Genomic DNA, 21,006 nt, shown 5'->3' on the forward strand with positions numbered 1-21,006 from the left:
TGTAATAGTAACTGGATCAGTATATAATATTCTGACAATTAGGCGTAATGCTATTTTATCTGGAAATAATACATTTAATCAAGTGAATTTTTACAATTCTCATAATATTACATACAAAATAATCCATACAACTATACCATTTCAAATTGGACACTTTAGGTTTAAGCATACTGAATATTAGTTCATTTTCAACTTTATTTGCCTAAAGTATCATTTTTTTATTTTATTAAAATAATAATAACCTACTCAATTGATCCACACATACTACGTCAAAATTTACTTTTATTTGGAAAACATGATTATAAAAGGATTTTTATTGTTTATTTAATTCAGAGAATGATACTAAATTTTCCTAATTATTATTAACGAATAATTTTATTTACTAAAGCACTAAACAAATGAAGTGTTTTATATTACATTAAAAAAATAAATTATTTTTATAATTTCTTTAATCTATAGGCCATACTTCTCTTAAAAGTTAATAAAGTTTATTTTCCTTTGACTACATCGAAAAAACACAAAAAAACAACTATCAACAAAAGTATCGATAGTTGTTTCTATGCATTTGCTCTCTTTTATATTCCAGTAACTCTATGTTTCACTACTACTTTTACAAGATTTCTAATTATAGCTCTCCAGCTTTTAATTTTCCATGCCACTCTTTTAAGAATGGAATATCTTCTTCTTTAATAGCGCCGGATTCATTTGCTGCTTCAATCAGATAATCAAAATTTGTTAATGATACGTATTGAATGCCAGCCTCATCAAATGCTTGTTCAGCGCGTGGAAGATTATATGTGTAAACACAAACAACTCCAAGCACCTCACAGCCTGCTGCACGCAATGCTTCTACTGCTGTAATGGAAGAACCACCTGTAGAAACGATATCCTCCACAACCACTACTTTTTGTCCTGCTACGTATTTTCCTTCAATTTGATTACCACGGCCATGCTCCTTCGCTTTAGAGCGTACATAAACCATTGGTAATTCTAAAATATCACTTACCCATGCCGCATGTGGGATACCTGCTGTAGCTGTTCCTGCTACAATTTCTGTCGCTCCGAAATTTTCTTTGATGACAGAGGCTAAACCATTTGCTAATTGTTTACGAATAACTGGATCGGAAATTGTTAAACGTGTATCACAGTAAATAGGTGATTTAATACCAGATGCCCATGTAAATAGCTCTGTAGGATTTAATTCTACTGCTCCAACTTTTAACATAGCGTGTGCAATTTCATTTTGTAATGTCATAATTTATGCCTCCCATAATTCACTTACGATTTTATATGCTGCTACTGGATCCTGTGCACCTGTTACAGCACGGCCAACAACGATGAGTGATGAACCATCACGCTTTGCCCCATCAGGTGTTGCTATACGTTTTTGATCGTGTGCAGCACCTCCAGCTAAACGAATCCCAGGTGTGACACGTAGAAATTCATCTCCACACACCTCAGCAATCGCCTTAGCCTCATGGACAGAGCAAACAACACCTTGTAAGCCTGCTTCCTTTGTCAGCCCTGCGTAGTGTAGGACAGACTCTTGCAATGAAAGAGCAATCTTTTGTTCTGCTTGCATTTGTTCTTCTGTTGTGGATGTTAATTGAGTAACAGCTATTAGTGCAGGACGTTCTTTGCCTGTTGGTGTTCCTGCTTCAAGTCCTTCTAGAGCTGCTTCCATCATAGCACGTCCGCCTGCAGCATGGACATTGACTAAATCTACCCCTAATTTTGCTAGCCCCTTCATCGCAGAGCCTACTGTATTTGGGATATCATGTAATTTTAAATCAAGGAAAATATCATGACCTAAATCCTTTACTTTGCGTACGATATCAGGTCCCTCTTGCATATATAATTCCATTCCAATTTTCACGAAAAGAGGCTCATCGAATTTTTTTAGAAAATCGAATACTTCTTTTTCTCCTGGAAAATCTAGAGCTAGTATAGGTTTCGTATTCATCAACGATGGCTCCTTCCAATAATCTCTGTTATATGTTCTACACCTAATGCATCCAGCTTTGCTGGTAATTCTTCAATAATGTTCGGGCAAACGAAATGGTCAACAAAGTTAGCTGTTCCTACTGCTACAGCTGAAGCACCTGCGGACATAAAATCAATGACATCCTGTGCTTCCGTTACACCGCCCATACCAATTATCGGAATATTGACAGCCTTGTACACCTCATAAACCATTCGTATTGCTACAGGTTTTACAGCAGGACCAGATAGTCCACCTGTGCCATTAGCTATGACTGGCTTACCTGTACGCTCATCTAAACGCCTACCAACCAATGTATTAATCATGGTAATACCATCTGCTCCACCTGCTTCAACAGCTAGGGCAATATCAACGATGTTCGTCACGTTTGGTGATAACTTCACATAGACTGGCACTTCTGACACAGCCTTGACAGCCTTGACAAGCTCACGTGCAGTAGCAGGATCTGTTCCAAATTGAATACCACCACATTTCACATTAGGGCACGAAATATTCAGCTCCAACGCTTTAACATTTGAAGCTGTTGAAATACGGCGTGCTACTTCTACATAGTCTGATGTCTCTGTTCCAGCAACATTGGCGATGATGGGCACATTATAATCCTCTAAAAATTTTAATTCCTCATTCATCACTTTTTCAATGCCCGGATTTTGTAGACCAATGGCATTTAACATCCCCGCTGCTGTTTCGGCAACACGTGGCGTAGGGTTACCTGCACGCGTTTCGACCGTTGTTGCCTTAATCATGATAGCCCCTAGTTTAGATAAATCATAAAGCTGTGCATATTCACGACCAAAGCCAAAGCAACCTGAGGCTGGCATAATAGGGTTTTTTAAATCTAAGCCTGGTATTTGAATTGTTAAACGACTCATAGTGCCACCGTTCCTTTCGGGAAAACTGGACCATCAGAGCAAACTTTAACATAGTCTTTTTCAACCTGATCAGTTGTTTTGCATACACATKCAAAGCAAGCTCCAATACCACAGCCCATACGTTCTTCAAATGATAAATAGCCTTCTTTTTCAGGATAAAAGCCTTCTAATGCTCTTAACATTGGTAAGGGTCCACAGGAATAAAAAACATCAAATTCAGGAGCATGCGACTCTAAAACCGTTGTTACAAAGCCTTTTGTACCTTTCGAGCCATCCACCGTAACATAATGCGTTTCACCAAGTGCACTAAATTCATCCTCATAAAAGCAGACATCTTTTGTTTGGAAGCCTAAGACGTGGATTGTTTTCACACCACGAGCATTCAATTGCTTGGCTAGCTCATGTAATGGAGGGACACCAATGCCACCACCAACTAGTAGTGCAGTACCTCCCTTTTGCACCGCTTCTACTGGGAAACCATTCCCAATTGGTCCAAGTACGTTGACCAGCTGACCTTCTCGATTTGTTGCCAGAACTTTCGTACCACGCCCCTCAGCACGATAGATCATTGTAAACTCATTGTTGTCTTTATCAATATTTGCAATACTAATTGGTCGACGTAAAAGCGGCTCCAGTGAATCCGACACCTTTACATGGACAAACTGGCCAGGAGTCATCTCCTGAACCAGTTCACCATGAAGTGTCAGTTCGAAAATGTTTGTCGCAATTTGCTTTTGAGAGACGACCGTCATTTTCTCTTGACGTATCATATTAGTGTACTACCTCCGCTTTTGGCATTTGTTCTGCTGTAAATGTCATAGATTCGATAACACGTACCATTGCTTCTGCTGTATCTAAAGATGTTAGACAAGGAACACCATTTTCTACAGACTCACGACGAATTCGGAAGCCGTCACGAGCTGGTTGCTTGCCTTTTGTTAAAGTGTTGACAACAAGCTGAGCTTCCCCATTTTGGATAAGATCAATCAATGTTTGTCCTTTCGCCCCAATCTTGCCTACTACATCAGTTCGTACGCCTGCTGCTTCAAATGCTTTTGCTGTACCTTCAGTTGCTACAATGCGATAGCCTACTGTTGAGAAGCGTTTTGCTAATGCAATCGCTTCTTCCTTATCTTTATCAGACACAGTGAATAATACTGTACCTTCTGTTCGTATTTCCATACCTGCTGCAACTAAGCCTTTATAAAGAGCTTTTTCTAATGTTGCATCTTTACCCATTACTTCACCAGTAGATTTCATTTCAGGTCCTAATGTAATGTCTACACGTCGTAATTTAGCGAATGAGAACACTGGTACTTTTACAAATACGCCTCTTTGCTCAGCTGCTAGGCCTGTTGGATAGCCTTGCTCTACAATGGATTTGCCAAGGATTGCTTTTGTTGCAATATTAGCCATTGGGATATTTGTAATCTTACTTAGGAACGGTACTGTACGTGATGAACGTGGGTTCACCTCGATAACAAATACTTCGTTTTGAGAAATGACATATTGGATGTTCATTAAGCCGATGATGCCTAGCCCCTTCGCAAGACGAGTTGTATAGTCAACTAATGTATCTTTTTGTGCCTGTGTTAATTTTTGCGGTGGGTAAACAGAGATTGAGTCACCAGAGTGAACTCCTGCACGCTCGATATGCTCCATAATTCCTGGTATTAACACATTCTCACCGTCACAGATAGCATCTACTTCAATTTCCTGTCCTGTTAAGTAACGGTCTACTAATACTGGATGATCTGGAGATGCCTCTACCGCGTTTTCCATATAGTGCTGTAATTCTKCTTGGTTATAAACAATTTCCATTGCACGTCCACCAAGTACATAAGAAGGGCGGACAAGCACTGGGAAGCCTAGACGCTCACCAATGGCAAGAGCTTCCTCTGTAGAAACCGCTGTTTCTCCTTGAGGTTGTGGAATATCTAATTCACGTAGCGCCTGCTCAAATTTATCGCGGTTTTCTGCACGGTCAATATCCTCAAGMGACGTACCTAAGATTTTCACACCATTAGCAGCTAATTTATCAGCAAGGTTAATAGCCGTTTGACCACCGAATTGAACAACAACACCAATTGGTTGTTCTAAGTCGATAATATGCATAACATCCTCAATTGTTAATGGTTCAAAATATAATTTATCAGAAATTGAGAAATCTGTTGACACTGTTTCTGGATTTGAGTTAATGATGATCGCTTCATAACCTGCTTCTTGAATCGCCCATACTGAGTGTRSCATAGCGTAGTCAGAGTCTACGCCTTGGCCAATGCGGAGTGGTGAAGAACAGAGTACCACCACAGAAGGTTTTTCTGACTTAATCGATTCATTTTCGTCTTCATATGTGCCATAGAAATATGGTGTTTCTGATTCAAATTCTGCTGCACATGTATCCACCATTTTATAGACTGGCATAATACCATGCTCTTTACGATAAGCATACAATTCTTCTGGTGTTGTTTCCCAAAGCTCAGCAATTTTCTTATCTGCAAAGCCTAAACGTTTAGCTGTTCGTAGTACGTCTTTATCATTCTTATTGTCAKCAAGCGTTTGTTCCATATTCACAATATTTTTAAATTTATTTAAGAAGAATAGATCGATTGCCGACCATTCATGAATTTGTTCAATTRTTMCACCTCGACDTHAWGCTTCAYHGATGAAGAATAGACGCTCATCCCCHGCCTTGCGAATACGTTTTTCAATCCAAGAATCTGAATTTTCTTCAGCATGTTTTAACTCTAAGTGTACTTGACCTGTCTCAAGAGAACGAACCGCTTTTAGCATAGCTTCCTCAAAAGTACGACCTAACGCCATTACTTCACCAGTAGCTTTCATTTGCGTACCAAGATTACGTTTAGCAGATTCGAATTTATCGAATGGCCAGCGAGGAATTTTTGCTACGATATAGTCCAGTGCAGGCTCAAAACAAGCATATGTTGAGCCTGTCACAGGATTTTTAATTTCATCTAACGTTAAGCCTACTGCAATTTTAGCGGCTAGCTTAGCAATTGGATAACCTGTTGCTTTTGATGCTAATGCAGATGATCGAGAGACACGTGGATTTAMTTCAATCACATAGTAATTAAAGCTATATGGATCAAGTGCAAGCTGTACGTTACAGCCACCTTCAATTTTTAATGCGCGAATAATATCGAGTGAAAKATTACGTAGCATTTGGTTTTCGCGATCAGATAATGTTTGCGTTGGTGCAACAACGATTGAGTCACCTGTATGAATCCCTACTGGGTCAACGTTTTCCATGTTACATACAACGATGGCATTGTCAGCTGCATCACGCATTACTTCGTATTCAATTTCTTTATAGCCTGCGATTGATTTCTCTAATAGACATTGCGTTACAGGTGAATATTTTAAACCCGATGTCACAATTTCTTCTAAGTCTTGATCGTTGTAGCAAATACCGCCCCCTGTACCGCCAAGTGTAAAGGCAGGTCGAACAATGACAGGATAGCCAATTTTCGCAACAAATCTTTTCGCTTCATCTAAGTTATGAATAATATCAGATTCAGGAACTGGAGCTCCTAGCTCATACATTAAATTACGGAATAAATCACGGTCCTCTGCTTTATGGATGGCATCTAATTTAGTACCAAGAATTTCAATCCCAAGCTCATCTAGAATACCTGATTTGTCTAATTCGATCGCCATATTTAGGCCCGTTTGACCACCAAGTGTTGGTAAAATCGCGTCTGGACGTTCTTTACGTAATATACGCGATACAAAATCAAGAGAAATTGGCTCAATATAGACTTTGTCTGCAATTTCTGTATCTGTCATGATTGTAGCAGGGTTTGAATTGATTAAAATAACGCGGTAGCCCTCTTCTTTTAATGAAAGACATGCTTGTGTTCCTGCATAGTCAAATTCTGCTGCTTGTCCGATAACAATTGGGCCTGAGCCGATTACTAAAATAGTTTCAATATCTGTACGTTTAGGCATGTTGTTTCCCCTTCCCTGCTTCTACTTCCATCATTTCGATGAATTCATCAAATAAGTGGTTTGAATCTTCTGGACCTGGTGATGCTTCTGGGTGATATTGCACTGTGAAAATTGGATATTTTTTATGACGCACACCTTCACATGTTCCATCATTTAACGCGATATGTGTTAATTCTAAATCTGTATCTTTTAATGATTCGATATCGATGGCATAGCCATGGTTCTGAGATGTTAAATCTGTACGACCTGTACGTAAATCTTTTACTGGATGGTTACCACCACGGTGTCCAAACGGTAATTTAAAGGCTTTTGCACCACTTGCTAAAGAAAAGATTTGATGGCCTAAACAAATACCGAACATTGGCACTTTTCCAATTAAGTTACGTACTGTTTCAATGCCTTCTTGAACATCTTCAGGATTTCCTGGTCCATTTGACAGCATGATGCCATCTGGATGCCAAGCTAAAATTTCCTCAGCTGACGTATTATAAGGTACTACTAGCACATCACAATCACGTTTGTTTAATTCTCGTAAAATCCCATGCTTCATTCCATAATCAATTAGGACAACTCGTTTACCACGCCCTGGAGATGGATAGGCCGCTTTTGGTGATACTTCACGAACATGGTGCGTAATGGCTGGCGTTGCTTGTAATTGTGCTACTATTTCATCCACATTTACTTCTTCATCAGCAGCTGTCAAAATCGCTTTTACGGAACCTTTACTACGAATAATACGTGTTAATTTTCGTGTATCAATTCCTTCAATTCCTGGGATATCCTTTGATGTCAAATAATCATCTAAAGTTAAATCACAGCGGAAATTTGAAGGATTTTTAGCTAATTCACGCACAACAAATCCACGAATGGCTGGCGTAATCGATTCAAAGTCATCACGGTTAATGCCGTAATTACCAACTAAAGGATAAGTTAAAGTGACAATTTGTCCATAGAATGAGGGATCTGAAATCGTTTCCTGATAACCCGTCATCCCTGTTGTGAATACAACCTCACCTTGTGAAGCGCGCTCGCTACCAAATGCTGTACCTGTAAATACTGTGCCATCTTCTAAAACTAGTAAACGTTTTTTCATTACTCTGCCTCCTGATATACGATATTGCCTTCAAAAATAGTTAGTACTGGCCAACCCTTTGCCACCCAGCCGTTGAATGGTGTATTACGACCTTTTGATACAAAGCCTTCTGCATCAATCGTTTGTTCTTTTTTAATATCAATTAAAATCATATCCGCTGAAGCACCCACTTCTAATGTGCCATATGGCAGATCAAAAATCTCAGCTGCTTTCACTGTCATCCAATCAACTAATTGTTTTAACGTCCACTTTCCTGTTTCTACAAACTGTGTATAAAGTAGTGGGAAAGCTGTTTCGAAACCTACAATACCAAATGGTGCGCCAACCATACCGCAGCATTTTTCTTCTACTGTGTGTGGCGCATGATCTGTTGCAATGCAGTCGATTGTGCCATCAAGTAGTGCTGCAAGTAGAGAATCTTTATCATCCGCTGCGCGTAATGGTGGATTCATTTTCCAATTAGCATCATCAGATGGAATATCCATCTCTTCTAGTAATAAATGATGTGGACAAACTTCTGCTGTGACACGGATTCCTGCAGCCTTTGCATCTCTTACCGCACGCACTGATTCCTTCGTCGATACGTGACAAACATGGTAACGAGCGCCTGCTGCTTCTGCAAGTAGTACATCTCGTGCAATTTGTACGGATTCACAAATGGAAGGTATTCCTGGGAGGCCTAGCTCTTTATTACGCTTTCCTTCATGCATCACACCATCATAGATTAATGAGTTGTCCTCACAATGTGCTACAACGACCATATCGTGCTGGGCCGCATCTTTCATTTGCTCATACATCGTTGAGGCTAGCTGGATACCAACACCATCATCTGAGAATGCCACTGCTCCATGTGCTTTTAATTCTTCAATATTTGTTCGAACCTCACCCGATATATCCTTTGTTAGGGAACCGTATGGGAGTACTCGAATAACCGCACTGTCCTTAATGAGCCCATTGATAAGTTGCATGTTTTCAACCGAATCAGGTACTGGCTTAGTATTAGGCATTGCGCAAATTGTCGTAAAGCCGCCTTTTGCTGCTGATGCTGAACCTGTTGCAATGGTTTCCTTATGCTCAAATCCTGGCTCTCGTAAATGTGTATGAACATCGATAAAGCCTGGTGCTACGATTAAACCTTGTCCTTCAATCAGTTCTGCACCTGCTACAGTCACATCTTGACCAATAGCCGTAATTTTTCCGTCTGCCATTGCAATATTGACTGTCTTCAATTCACCTTGTTCATCTAGCATTTGTACATTTTGAAGTACCTTTGTCATGTTATTCTCTCCCCTTTAAAATGGTTTCCATAATAGCCATCCGTGTGTAAACACCGTTCCGCACCTGTTCAAAAATTCGAGAGCGATCACACTCGACTAACTCAGAAGCAATTTCGACATCACGATTGACGGGTGCTGGATGCATAATAATGGCCGATTCTTTCATTTGCTTTTCTCGTTCAATTGTTAAACCAAACTCTTGATGGTAACCTTCCTTTGAGAAGCTTTTATTTACYTTATGACGTTCATGTTGYACACGTAGTAACATWWKGWYWKCWSTKWWTTYKRTYAGATYAWSCCATGAATGGTGCGCTTCAARACCGCCAGACCATTCTTCTGGGCAAAGGAAATGAACATTTGCCCCTAAATTTTGTAATGCTGTTGCATTTGATTTCGCTACTCGACTATGAGAGATATCTCCTGCAATTGTGACATTCAACCCTTCGAAATAGCCAAACTCTTTTTTGATGGTATAAAGATCCAATAAGGATTGTGAAGGGTGTTGCCCAGCACCATCTCCTGCATTAATAATCGCTACGTTGATACCATTCAGCAGCTCATTGTAATACTCATCTTCTGACGCTCGAATGATGACAGCATCTAAACCAATCATTTCCAATGTTTTGACAGTATCGTACATCGTTTCCCCTTTTGTAACACTCGAAAACCCTGCATCAAAAGGGATAACATGACAGCCAATTTTGTATTCTGCCATTTCAAAGCTTGTTTTTGTACGAGTACTTGGTTCAAAGAATAGGTTAGCCACTTTGTGTGTGCGAGATAACGATGATGTTTCACCATTTTCAAATGCTTGCGCAAGATCTAGGATTTGGTTAATCTCTTCTGTTGTTAAATGTTCCATCGATAATAAGTTCTTCATCATGTGACCTCCATTAGGTTGTGAATCGTGAACGTCTTTGTCTGACGTTCTCTGTATATAAAGTAAAAGCCCCGTTGATGTCATCAACGAGGCATGAGGAGGCGTGACAAACTACAGCAAGACATACATCCTACTTCAGCCTGTCCACAACTTCCCTTTTTTTGCCTCTCTGGACAATTCATTAAAAGGTACTACTATGAATCTTTATTTTGATTGTATTGTACGGGTATATCAGCTTCTTTTTTACCTGGTAGAATCGCATTCAATAGCACACCAATAATCGCTGCTAGGGCCATTCCTTCAACACTCAATGATTCTGAGATAACAAACTTGGCACCGCCAATACCAATGACTAAAATCACTGAAGCAATTACTAGGTTACGACTGTTACCGAAATCAATATGATTATCTACTAGCATACGTAAGCCACTTGCTGCGATAATTCCGAAGAGTAAGATGGAAACCCCACCAAGTACTGCGGTTGGAATCGTTGCAATTACGGCCATTGCTTTCCCGAAGAATGATAGTAAGATAGCAACCACTGCTGCACCTGCAATAACGTAGATACTGTATACTCGAGTAATGGCTAGTACACCAATATTCTCACCATACGTTGTTTTCGGAGGGCCTCCGATTAAAGCACTCACAAATGTGCCAAGTCCGTCACCTAGTAGCGAACGGTGTAGTCCTGGCTCTTTAATATAATCCCGATCTACTACTTTTCCTAATACCAGTTKATGAYCAATATGTTCTGAAATTGTTACAATAACGATTGGTACCATGATAAGTAGAATTTTTGTTGTTATTTCAAACTCATAATGCACACCCGGTATTAAGAAATCAGGCATAGCGAAGAATTTTGCTTTGGCAATCGGTGTATAGTCTACTATGTCAATTATCATGGAGTAAATGTAACCTACAATTAGGCCCATCAAAATTGGCATAGTGCTTAAAATTCCTTTAAAGAAAATCGTAAAGATGATAGCTGTAAAGACCGTAACTAAAGCAGCTGAGAAGTGTAAAAAGCTATACTCTCCATTAACGTTCATTGCCATATTCACAGCTGTACCAGAAAGTCCAAGCCCAATTACCATAATTACTGGACCTACCACAATCGGTGGCAAGATTTTCATAATCCACTTATAACCACTTTTMCAAAWRWTTAAGGATACAATTCCGTACGTAATGCCGACAGCCATAGCACCGATCATGGCATTGCCTGGGTTTACACTCGAACCGTCTTCATTTAAACCACCTGCAGCAAGTAGGATTGGTGCAATAAAGGCGAAGGATGAGCCTAAATAAGCTGGTACCTGGAATTTCGTAAYTAATAGGAAGAATAATGTAGCAATTCCGCTTGTTAAAAGGGCAATCGCTGGACTAAGACCTACTAACTKCGGTACTAAAATCRTTGAACCAAACATCGCAAACATATGCTKGAAACTTAATGTCACTAGCTGGAGCGRRGTCGGTTTATCCTTAATATCTAAAACTGCATTTGACATACTGTTTCCTCACTTTATTGTTCGTCTTCTTTGTAAATAATGACGCAATCTTCTCCGTCTACTTCTTGTAAATTGACAACAATGCGCTCAGAGCCAGAAGTTGGAACGTTTTTTCCCACATAGTCTGCTCTAATTGGTAGCTCTCGATGTCCTCTATCTACTAGAACAGCTAGTTGAATTTGTGCAGGTCTTCCTAAATCCATTACAGCATCTAGAGCTGCACGTACTGTCCGACCTGTATAAAGTACATCATCTACTAAGATGATTTTTTGATTTTTCACTTGATACTCGATATCAACTTGTTCTACATGTGCTTGTTCGTTTTCATGTTTCGTTGTTAAATCATCTCGGTAAAGTGTAATATCAAGTTCCCCTGTACGAATCGGTTTACCTTCAATTTTTTCAATTCGCTGCGCCAAACGTCTGGCTAGAAAGGCACCTCGTGTTTTAATGCCAACTAAAATACATTCATCGATTCCTTTATTACGTTCAATTATTTCATGGGCAATACGTGTTAATGCTCGTGTCATTGATGGGCCATCTAATAATTCATTTTGTGCCATATTCGTATCCTCCTCTCTTCAATCTATTATCGGCCATGTGTCCATAATCAGAACCACCAGTCTAACTGGTGGTTTGCTCTACGCGTGAAACGCTGGGGTACTGGCCCATGTCTAAAGACACACTGAAAGGTCCGCCAACCGCACTCCGTTTTCACGCTACCACTAAAGTGGTTTTATTATTTTCGCTTTTTTGCTTGTATTTCTTCTCCTGTAAATGGATCAATGAATTCTTTCATGGTCATTTGATCCTCAAGAATATCCTCTTGCAATTGATTTTTTATATATTCCTGTATGATTTTTCTGTTTCGTCCTACTGTATCTACATAATATCCGCGACACCAAAACTTCCTATTTCCATATTTGTATTTCAGGTTCGCATGCCGATCGAATATCATTAAACTACTCTTCCCTTTCAAATAACCCACAAACGATGAAACACTTATTTTTGGTGGAATACTCACCAACATATGAATGTGATCAGGACAGGCTGTGGCTTCAATGATTTCTACTCCTTTTCTTTCACATAACTGGCGAAGAATTCTACCTATATCTGCTTTGATTTGTCCATAAATAATCTGCCTTCTATATTTTGGCGCAAAGACGATGTGATACTTACAATTCCATGTCGTGTGTGCTAAACTTTTATTATCCATTTGGAGCCCCTTTCGTACGAAGTCGGTTGACCAGACCTGATTTCATTGTACGGCTGGGGTTTTTTTCTTGTCCATAGCTAGAAGCTCTTTGGAACCCCTCGCATAGCAAGGGGTTTTCAAAATATACAAAAAAACCTCTCGAGGCGAATAGCCTGAGAGGGTTGTATACGTGTTGAAAAAKYATGTTGGAAAAATTTGCAGCACAAATTTCMACAACACWATCACATGTCCCTTCTCAGCCTCTCTGGACTGCCATTAAAGGTGAATATTTAGTTATGTTGTTCATTCACTGTCGTTAGTATAGACTTTCTTTTCGTATACGTCAATGCCTATTTCGTAAATCATTTAATAATTGTTCATAATCAGCTGGAAGTGGTGTTTCAAACTCCAAGTATTCTCCAGATGAAGGATGATCGAATCCTAAAGTCGCTGCATGTAAAACTTGTCCCCCAAAGTCGATTGTCTTTTTCGGACCATATTTTGGATCTCCAACAAGTGGGAAGCCAATATAATTCATATGCACACGAATTTGGTGTGTACGTCCCGTTTCTAAACGACATTCCACAAGCGTATAGTCACCAAAACGTTCAACAACTTGGAAATGTGTGACAGCATGTTTACCATTATCGACAACTGCCTGTTTTTGGCGATCTTTTTGGTCACGTCCAATTGGTGCATCAATTGTCCCCTTATCATGTGCAATATGCCCGTGGACAAGAGCAATATATTTACGAGTAACTGTTTTATTCACTAATTGATTGACTAATGATTCATGAGCCGTATCGTTTTTAGCAACCATCAATAAGCCCGATGTATCTTTGTCGATACGATGGACAATCCCTGGTCGTAGTACACCATTAATCCCTGATAAGTCTTTACAATGATACATTAAGCCATTTACCAGTGTACCTCCCATATGGCCCGGTGCTGGATGTACCACCATACCCTTTGGTTTATTTACAACAAGAACATCTGCATCCTCATAAACAATATCTAAATCTAAATTTTCTGCGACAACATCCAATTCTTCCACTTCTGGTACATCAATAGCGATGATGTCACCAGCTTTAACCTTATATTTTGCCTTTACAGCATCACCGTTTACTTTAATGACTCCCTCACTAATCCAGTTCCCAATTTGCGTGCGTGACCACTCAGATTGTAAGCTAGAAAGTGCTTTATCAATGCGCTCTCCTTGCTGCTGTTCTTCGATTGTATATGTTACTTGCGTCATTGTTTCACCTGTTTCTTCTCTTTTTTTTCTTCCATAATTAAGCCAATCATCAGCACGACAACCGCTATTGTTAATGCAGCATCTGCCACATTAAAAATAGGAAAATCATAATTAATAATTGGAATTAAAACATCTACAAAATCGACCACTTCTCCTCTAAATAGACGGTCTATAAAGTTTCCTACTGCACCACCAAGCAAGARCATTAAGCCGACTTGAAAAACAGGCTTTCCCTTTGCTTCTTTATGATAAAAATAGACAATCGCACAGATAACAGCAACTGTGACAATACTAAACAACCACATTTGCCCCTCTAGCATCCCCCATGCTGCCCCTCTATTTCGATGAGACAAAATACCAAACCATGGGTCCCATWCAGCAATGCGTTCAGCATATTCCATATTTTTCACAATCAGCCATTTTGTCCATTGATCCAGTAAAACGACAAAAGCAGCTAATCCATAATATTTATACACAGACATTCCTCCGTTCACTCAACATCTTACCTATTCTACCATAACAGTACCATTCACAATAACTAATATCATATCTAAATATGGCTGATTCTAAATCTCTTCAAGAAATATAAAAAGGCTACCCCTATTACGTTTAAGCAATAGAAATAGCCATAACTTATTGGTTAGACAGTTTCAGATTCTTTTGAATGTACTCGCTTCATGAAGTCATTAACATCAGCAGGAACTTTGCGATCTATTAATGACACGATGATAACAGATAAGAAGCCCACAGGTACTGTCACAATACCTGGAATTTTAAACTGCAAGAAGCTTGGTAACGTTCCTGGTAAAAAGATCATCCACATAGACACGCCAAGTCCTATTAATAATCCTGCAATGGCTCCTTTTTCTGTCATGCCTCTCCACCAAATACCTAAAATGAATATTGGGGTAAATGTACTTGCAGCGACAGTAAAAGCGAGCGCCACTAAATGGCCAATGGATGCATCCTTTACAAGTAAACCCAATGCTCCATATAAAATACCTAATAATWCAATAGCCACTTTCCCAGCAATAACDCGTTGTTTTTGTGTAATAKCCTTTTTCATGATATTGGCATATAAATCATGAGCTAGTGCACCTGAGCTTGTAATAAACAATCCTGAAAGATTGGAGAAAATAGCTGCAAATGCTCCTGCTATAACTAATCCAAGTAGCCATTTGCCACCTAGTGCAAGGGCTGTAGTAGGAATGACCATATTATTCCCACCCAGCACTAAATCACGCATGACTTCCTCACTAGCTGTCCCAGAAATGAAAATAGATCGACCTACAACACCTAAATAAACAGCTAACAAGAAGAACGCGCTTGCAATTCCAATGGCCATGAGTGCAGATTTWYGRDMHGCTWWAGCACYTGGGTTTGTATAAAAGCGCAATAAAATATGAGGAAGACCAATTGTTCCTAGCGCTAATCCTATCGTCATACTAATTGTTTGCCAGAACGTGGGGAAATAAAAGCCCGTGCCTGTCCAAGCAGCACCATCAAAATTGATATCATTGCCATCTAAGGCATACGGTGAAGTGCCTGTAATTGGACCGCTAAATGAATGAATGGCTGCTAAAATTTTATCATAATGTAAACCGCCATAAACTGCTGCAATTAACATCACAATAAACGCACCAAGACGAATCCACAACTCTAATGCTTGGTTGATGGTTGTTCCTTTCATACCACCAATACCTACATAAAAAATCATAACAACACAAGTAAATATAATGCCGAATTCATAAGAAGTTCCGAAAAACATACTTAAAATCTGTGCAGCACCTAATAAKTGGGGAGCTGCATAAAAGCCTGAAATAGCTAACACCACTGCCACAGCTACAAGCCGTGCTCGTCTACTATGAAAACGATAGCCTAAAAAATCTGCAACGGTAAATGCACCAAAACGTCTTAAAGGACCTGCCACAAAAATCGCTAATAATGTTAACCCAATGGAGAAGCAAAAAGCATAATAAGCACCATCATATCCAAGTTGAAATGTTAACCCTGCGATACCCAGGAATGTTGCTGCACTTAAGTAATCCCCACCAATGGCAGACCCATTTGTAAACYRTCCRMAGMWKMSSYCMCCYMCRMMGWRATCCGAAGCTGTTGCATTTCTTTTTGTTAAATACGTAATGTATACAATTGTTCCCATTAAAGCAATGGTCATTAACATCTTTGGTTCTAATAGAGCTTCCATCATTCAACATTTCCCCCTTTGTTCCAACTACTTATTTGCTATATCATATTGCTTTAGACGTTTCTCGTACATGGCTGTGTGAACATATGCAATAATAAATGCCATAGCCATCATTACAATCGTTGTCACAAACCATGTGACTGTCATACCACCCCAGATCTTCTTAAACGCAAATGCTGGCGCAAACCAATTCATAACAGGGATACTAAAAATCAAAATAAAGTAAAATATCGATAAACCAAAACCTGTTGTAAATTCATCTTTCATAATTTTGTTTGTTGTTGCATCTAAAGGTGGTAGATCTTTCACATCAATTGTTCCTGCTTCTACATAGTCATAATCATGACTGCCTACTTCCGCCATAAGCCAACTCCCCCTTTTATGGTAAGTGAATAATTGTCTGAAATTTMAAATTATTMTTTWCTACAATTATTCTATTCTATTTCAACTTCAATATAGATATAAAATATTGCTGTATTAGTACAAAAAATTGCTATTTTAAGTTAAAATATTTTTATCTTTTTATTCGTAGGGGGCTGGTAGCATTTTAAAGGTGGTATGGTATATGGAAAGCTCATTTGACAAGCAGCAAATGAGTGAATGGTTAAAAGAGGTTTTACCAAACGCTTTAGAGGAATGTAAAGTGCCAAAGCCAGAAGATGAGGTCATTATTGTCTATGAAGTCAATCGGTTATTTGATTGGGTAAAGATTAATCGATTAAAAAGAAATTATCCTAATAGTATTATTGTCCCGTTTGTTACAGAACACCTTACCTACTCGACTGGTATAGCAATTGAATTAGCTTTACCTGCACTTCTCATAAAACCATTACAAAAATCAAAATTTTTACGAATCGTAAAAAAGCTGTATACGTCCTATCAGGAAAAAAAGGCAAGTACACTTACAATGCTTGAGCTATCACAACAAGTATCCCAACAACATACCTCTCCATTTAGGGAGGCATTTTTAAAACGCCTGATCCGTGGAGAAATTGACAATGAACAAGAAATAATACAATCTGCTTCATTTTTATCGACAAGCTGTATTCCTAATATTGTATTTTTAATTCAAGGCTATATTGATGGGGCTAATAAGAGAGCTGTCTCACACGATGCAAGTAGTAGTATTACAWCTGTTTTTCGTCAGCACKTKGCTGAGAAGGCCTCATTATCCTTTTTACATTTTGAACGCTATTTATTACTTCTCATGCGAATTCCTACTGACTACAACTCTTTCAAACATTGGACTGAGGGTGAAGCCTGTTTATTAGAGGTTATCGAGACCCTAAAAAGGGATTGTTCTATTCATBTTTTTATGGGGGKTGGAGGTGKATTTHAGGRTGCTATGCAAGTGAAGGAATCCTATAGCCAGGCTAGAAAAGCACGTAGAAAACCACCTATCCATAATATACACATCCGATATTACGAAGATTTAACAAAGCATGAGCAGCTGCAAAAAGCTATTCAGTATATTGAAGAACATTACGACGAACAACTGACCATTCGTGATGTTGCAAAATATATTAACTTTAGCCCAACTCATTTTAGTAGACTATTTAAAAAAGAAACAGGTCGTAATTTTGTTGACTATGTTGCTTATACACGCATTATCAAAACCTTACCTTTTTTACGCAAGTACGACTACACCATAGAAAAAATCTCCTCCACCTGTGGCTTCAATACACCAAATTACTATAGTTTAACTTTTAAAAAATATGTAGGGATCTCTCCAACAGACTATCGCAATACGACAGAAATTTTATTTAAATAATGGAAAAGAATCTGCAAAACTTCCATGAAAAAAGCAAGCCTCCATCAAGGAGACTTGCACATCCTCTACATTTAAATGCAGATTCTTGTTATTTATAGATTAAACGTAATACTTTTCTACAACTTCTGCACAGCGAGCACATACTGTAGGTTGTGCTTCATTTGAACCAACTGTTTCAGAAATTGACCAGCAACGCTCGCATTTCTCACCTGTAGCCTTCTCAACAACAATGGAAACATGCTCAAGTGTTAAAGCTTCAGCAGGTGCCTCTTCGATGGCAGCTACCTCAAAAGCTGAAACGATGGAAAGTTGTGCAAAGTCAATGTTGGCATCGTTCAATAATGCGACAACATCTTCTTTCGCGTAGACAGTGACTTTTGCTTCAAGTGATTTACCAATTGTTTTCGCATTACGTGCTTCCTCTAATGCTTTTAAAATATCATCGCGTACATCAATAATTTTTTCCCATTTTGTACGTATGCTGTCAAAATTCGCTTGAACATCTACCTCTGGGAAATCTGTTAATTGAACAGAAACTTCTTCTACAATACCTTGAGCATGTAGATAAGACCACATTTCATCTGTTGTATGTGGGATAATTGGTGTCATGATTTTTACTAATGTCATCAATGTATCATAAATAACTGTTTGCATCGCACGACGATCCTTATTGTCATGACCCTCGATATAGACTACGTCTTTGGCAATATCAAGATAGAATGAAGATAACTCTACAGCAACGAAATTATTGACTACATGATAGACAGCAGCAAAATCATAGCGATCATAGGCAGCACGCACAGTTTTTAAGACATCCTGTAAGCGCATATACACATATTGATCCATTTCACGAAGCTCAGCATAACTTACACGATCTTTCGTAGGATCGAAATCAGCAATATTGCCGTGTAAGAAACGGAAAGTATTACGAATTTTACGATACACTTCAGATACTTGCTTTAACATATCCATAGAGATGCGGACATCTGCTGTATAGTCAACAGAAGCAACCCATAAACGAAGTATGTCTGCTCCATACTGATCCATTACTTTTTGCGGAATAATCACATTCCCTAAAGATTTACTCATTTTACGTCCTTCACCATCAAGTACAAAACCATGTGTTAAAAGTCCTTTGTATGGTGCATAGCCGTTAATAGCTACAGATGTAATAAGAGAGGAATTAAACCAACCACGATGTTGGTCAGAGCCCTCTAAATAGAGATCAGCTGGATATTTCATACCACGTTCTACTAGTACACCTTGGTGTGATGAACCGGAATCAAACCATACATCCATAATATCATTTTCTTTTGTAAATTCGCCGTTCGGGCTACCTGGATGTGTAAAGCCTTCTGGTAATAACTCTTTTGCTGTTTTTTGGAACCAAATATTTGATCCATTCTCACGGAATAATGCTGAGACATGACTAATTGTTTCAGGTGTAATAATAGGTTCACCATTTTCAGCATAGAAAATCGGAATCGGCACACCCCACGCACGTTGACGTGAAATTACCCAGTCTCCACGATCACGAATCATATTATAAAGACGAGTTTCTCCCCAAGCTGGTGTAAATGCTGTTGCTTTTACAGCCTCTAATAACTCCCCACGGAATGCTTCAACAGATGCAAACCATTGTGGTGTCGCACGATAAATAACAGGCTTTTTCGTACGCCAGTCATGTGGATAGGAGTGCGTAAAGAAATCAAGCTTTTCTAACGCTCCTACTTCTTTTAGTTTTTCTGTGACGAGTTTATTCGCATCATTATAAAACACGCCTTCAAAGCCAGGTGCTTCATCTGTATAACAGCCACTATTATCAAGAGGGCTAAGAATACCTAAACCGTACTGTTTACCAATATGATAATCGTCTTCACCATGCCCTGGGGCTGTATGAACACAACCTGTACCCGCTTCAGCAGTTACGTGTTCACCTACCATAATAAGCGATTCACGATCGTAGAATGGATGTTGTGCTACAATACGATCTAATGCCTCTCCTTTTACTTCTTGTACAACCTCATAGTCTACCCATCCAAGCGTAGTTGCCACTGACTCTAATAACTCTTTGGCAATGATGAATTTTTTATTAGCCACTGCAACTACTACATAGATAVATTCAGGATTCAAAGAAATCCCTAAGTTTGCTGGTAATGTCCATGGTGTTGTTGTCCAAATGATAAATTTAGCATCTGCTGGAACAACACCCTTCGCATCCTTAATTGCAAAGCTTACATAAATGGATGGAGATTTGATGTCCTTATATTCAATTTCAGCTTCCGCCAAAGCAGATTCAGAAGAAGGAGACCAATAAACCGGCTTTAACCCTTTATAGATATAACCTTTTTCCGCCATTTTACCGAATACTTCAATTTGACGAGCTTCAAACTCAGGCTTTAATGTAATATATGGATTTTCCCAATCACCTCGAATGCCTAGACKGCGGAATWGKGCACGTTGATTKTMAMTTTGCYCATAAGCATACTCTTCACAAAGTTGGCGGAATGCTKCTACTGACATTTYTTTACGTTTTACACCTTTGTTAGTCAATGCTTGCTCAATTGGTAAACCATGTGTATCCCAACCTGGAATATAATTGACATGGTAGCCAGTCATGGAGCGATGACGTGTAATCATATCCTTCAATACTTTATTTAGAGCATGGCCTATATGGATATCACCATTTGCATAGGGAGGACCATCATGTAGAACAAATTCTGGTCGACCTTCCGTACGCTCCATCTGTAATTTGTTAATATCCATGCCATTCCATTTTTCTTGCATTTTTGGCTCATTTGCCGGTAAATTTCCACGCATTGGGAAATCTGTTTTTGGCATTAATAAAGTATCTTTGTATTCAACCATTAAAATTCCTCCTTTATTTTACACAAACAGGTAGACATTTTTCTCATAAGACAGTTATTGGCAAAATTATCTAAAACGATTCGGAAACAAACAAAAAAAGCCCTCAATCCCAC

Annotated in this window: 15 protein-coding genes, 2 pseudogenes and 1 other annotated feature (1 of these 18 running past the window's edge); of the genes and pseudogenes, 1 reads left to right on the forward strand and 16 read right to left on the reverse strand. The window is 39.0% G+C overall.

The window, feature by feature from the left end; all coding sequences use genetic code 11:
- Positions 1–625 precede the first annotated feature (625 nt).
- The 15 genes and pseudogenes from pyrE to ACHZEU_RS08995 form a co-directional block, all read right to left on the reverse strand.
- Positions 626–1,255 (reverse strand): orotate phosphoribosyltransferase, encoded by a 630-nt coding sequence (gene pyrE, locus ACHZEU_RS08925; protein WP_048394623.1) that lies wholly within the window; start codon positions 1,253–1,255, stop codon positions 626–628.
- A 3-nt stretch (positions 1,256–1,258) separates the two neighbouring features.
- Entirely contained in the window at positions 1,259–1,963 is a 705-nt protein-coding gene (gene pyrF / locus ACHZEU_RS08930; RefSeq protein WP_054549870.1) for an orotidine-5'-phosphate decarboxylase, read from the reverse strand.
- On the reverse strand, positions 1,963–2,874 hold the full coding sequence (locus ACHZEU_RS08935; protein WP_404804379.1) for a dihydroorotate dehydrogenase: 912 nt from the start codon (positions 2,872–2,874) through the stop codon (positions 1,963–1,965). Before ACHZEU_RS08935 ends, pyrF begins: the two co-directional genes overlap by 1 nt.
- On the reverse strand, positions 2,871–3,644 hold the full coding sequence (locus ACHZEU_RS08940) for a dihydroorotate dehydrogenase electron transfer subunit (RefSeq protein ID WP_404804380.1): 774 nt from the start codon (positions 3,642–3,644) through the stop codon (positions 2,871–2,873). The genes ACHZEU_RS08935 and ACHZEU_RS08940 overlap by 4 nt, the downstream gene beginning before the upstream one ends.
- 1 nt (position 3,645) lies before the next feature.
- Positions 3,646–6,843 (reverse strand): carbamoyl-phosphate synthase large subunit, encoded by a 3,198-nt coding sequence (carB, locus tag ACHZEU_RS08945; RefSeq protein ID WP_404804382.1) that lies wholly within the window; start codon positions 6,841–6,843, stop codon positions 3,646–3,648.
- A complete protein-coding gene (gene carA, locus ACHZEU_RS08950; protein ID WP_016994256.1) occupies positions 6,836–7,936 on the reverse strand; it encodes a glutamine-hydrolyzing carbamoyl-phosphate synthase small subunit in 1,101 nt (366 codons plus the stop codon). Before carA ends, carB begins: the two co-directional genes overlap by 8 nt.
- Complete coding sequence (locus ACHZEU_RS08955) at positions 7,936–9,213, reverse strand: dihydroorotase (RefSeq protein ID WP_404804383.1); 1,278 nt, start codon at positions 9,211–9,213, stop codon at positions 7,936–7,938. Before ACHZEU_RS08955 ends, carA begins: the two co-directional genes overlap by 1 nt.
- 1 nt (position 9,214) lies before the next feature.
- Positions 9,215–10,093 (reverse strand): annotated as a pseudogene (locus ACHZEU_RS08960) (aspartate carbamoyltransferase catalytic subunit).
- Between the two features lie 194 nt (positions 10,094–10,287).
- Positions 10,288–11,598, reverse strand: coding sequence for a uracil-xanthine permease family protein (locus ACHZEU_RS08965; RefSeq protein WP_404804384.1), 1,311 nt, complete (start codon positions 11,596–11,598; stop codon positions 10,288–10,290).
- Between the two features lie 14 nt (positions 11,599–11,612).
- Positions 11,613–12,161 carry a bifunctional pyr operon transcriptional regulator/uracil phosphoribosyltransferase PyrR gene (gene pyrR / locus ACHZEU_RS08970; protein WP_004227349.1) on the reverse strand — a complete coding sequence of 183 codons (549 nt, stop codon included), beginning with the start codon at positions 12,159–12,161 and terminating at the stop codon, positions 11,613–11,615.
- 176 nt (positions 12,162–12,337) lie between these two features.
- A complete protein-coding gene (gene tnpA, locus ACHZEU_RS08975; protein WP_115673398.1) occupies positions 12,338–12,814 on the reverse strand; it encodes an IS200/IS605 family transposase in 477 nt (158 codons plus the stop codon).
- Between the two features lie 322 nt (positions 12,815–13,136).
- Positions 13,137–14,048 (reverse strand): RluA family pseudouridine synthase, encoded by a 912-nt coding sequence (locus ACHZEU_RS08980; RefSeq protein WP_054549866.1) that lies wholly within the window; start codon positions 14,046–14,048, stop codon positions 13,137–13,139.
- Positions 14,045–14,524: a signal peptidase II gene (gene lspA, locus ACHZEU_RS08985; protein ID WP_404804385.1), complete on the reverse strand. Its 480-nt coding sequence runs from the start codon at positions 14,522–14,524 to the stop codon at positions 14,045–14,047. Before lspA ends, ACHZEU_RS08980 begins: the two co-directional genes overlap by 4 nt.
- Positions 14,525–14,688: 164 nt before the next feature.
- A pseudogene (locus tag ACHZEU_RS08990) lies at positions 14,689–16,257 on the reverse strand (cation acetate symporter).
- Between the two features lie 24 nt (positions 16,258–16,281).
- Entirely contained in the window at positions 16,282–16,617 is a 336-nt protein-coding gene (locus ACHZEU_RS08995) for a hypothetical protein (RefSeq protein WP_404804386.1), read from the reverse strand.
- 202 nt (positions 16,618–16,819) lie between these two features.
- Here ACHZEU_RS08995 and ACHZEU_RS09000 point away from each other — a divergent pair, with 202 nt between their 5' ends.
- Positions 16,820–18,025: an AraC family transcriptional regulator gene (locus ACHZEU_RS09000; protein ID WP_404804387.1), complete on the forward strand. Its 1,206-nt coding sequence runs from the start codon at positions 16,820–16,822 to the stop codon at positions 18,023–18,025.
- 99 nt (positions 18,026–18,124) lie between these two features.
- On the opposite strand, the gene ileS is transcribed toward ACHZEU_RS09000, so the two are convergent.
- Positions 18,125–20,893 (reverse strand): isoleucine--tRNA ligase, encoded by a 2,769-nt coding sequence (ileS, locus tag ACHZEU_RS09005; protein ID WP_404804388.1) that lies wholly within the window; start codon positions 20,891–20,893, stop codon positions 18,125–18,127.
- Between the two features lie 112 nt (positions 20,894–21,005).
- Position 21,006 (reverse strand) — a binding site (T-box leader) (it continues 223 nt past the right edge of the window).

Origin of the sequence: Lysinibacillus sp. S1 (genome assembly GCF_044986265.1) — a bacterium.
Classification (GTDB): domain Bacteria; phylum Bacillota; class Bacilli; order Bacillales_A; family Planococcaceae; genus Lysinibacillus; species Lysinibacillus capsici.

Excerpts from the sequence above, each read along its gene's own strand:
- pyrE (WP_048394623.1), bottom strand. The coding sequence starts at position 1,255 with ATGACATTACAAAATGAAATTGCACACGCTATGTTAAAAGTTGGAGCA.
- pyrF (WP_054549870.1), bottom strand. The coding sequence starts at position 1,963 with ATGAATACGAAACCTATACTAGCTCTAGATTTTCCAGGAGAAAAAGAA.
- ACHZEU_RS08935 (WP_404804379.1), bottom strand. The coding sequence starts at position 2,874 with ATGAGTCGTTTAACAATTCAAATACCAGGCTTAGATTTAAAAAACCCT.
- carA (WP_016994256.1), bottom strand. The coding sequence starts at position 7,936 with ATGAAAAAACGTTTACTAGTTTTAGAAGATGGCACAGTATTTACAGGT.
- ACHZEU_RS08955 (WP_404804383.1), bottom strand. The coding sequence starts at position 9,213 with ATGACAAAGGTACTTCAAAATGTACAAATGCTAGATGAACAAGGTGAA.
- pyrR (WP_004227349.1), bottom strand. The coding sequence starts at position 12,161 with ATGGCACAAAATGAATTATTAGATGGCCCATCAATGACACGAGCATTA.
- tnpA (WP_115673398.1), bottom strand. The coding sequence starts at position 12,814 with ATGGATAATAAAAGTTTAGCACACACGACATGGAATTGTAAGTATCAC.
- ACHZEU_RS08980 (WP_054549866.1), bottom strand. The coding sequence starts at position 14,048 with ATGACGCAAGTAACATATACAATCGAAGAACAGCAGCAAGGAGAGCGC.
- ACHZEU_RS08995 (WP_404804386.1), bottom strand. The coding sequence starts at position 16,617 with ATGGCGGAAGTAGGCAGTCATGATTATGACTATGTAGAAGCAGGAACA.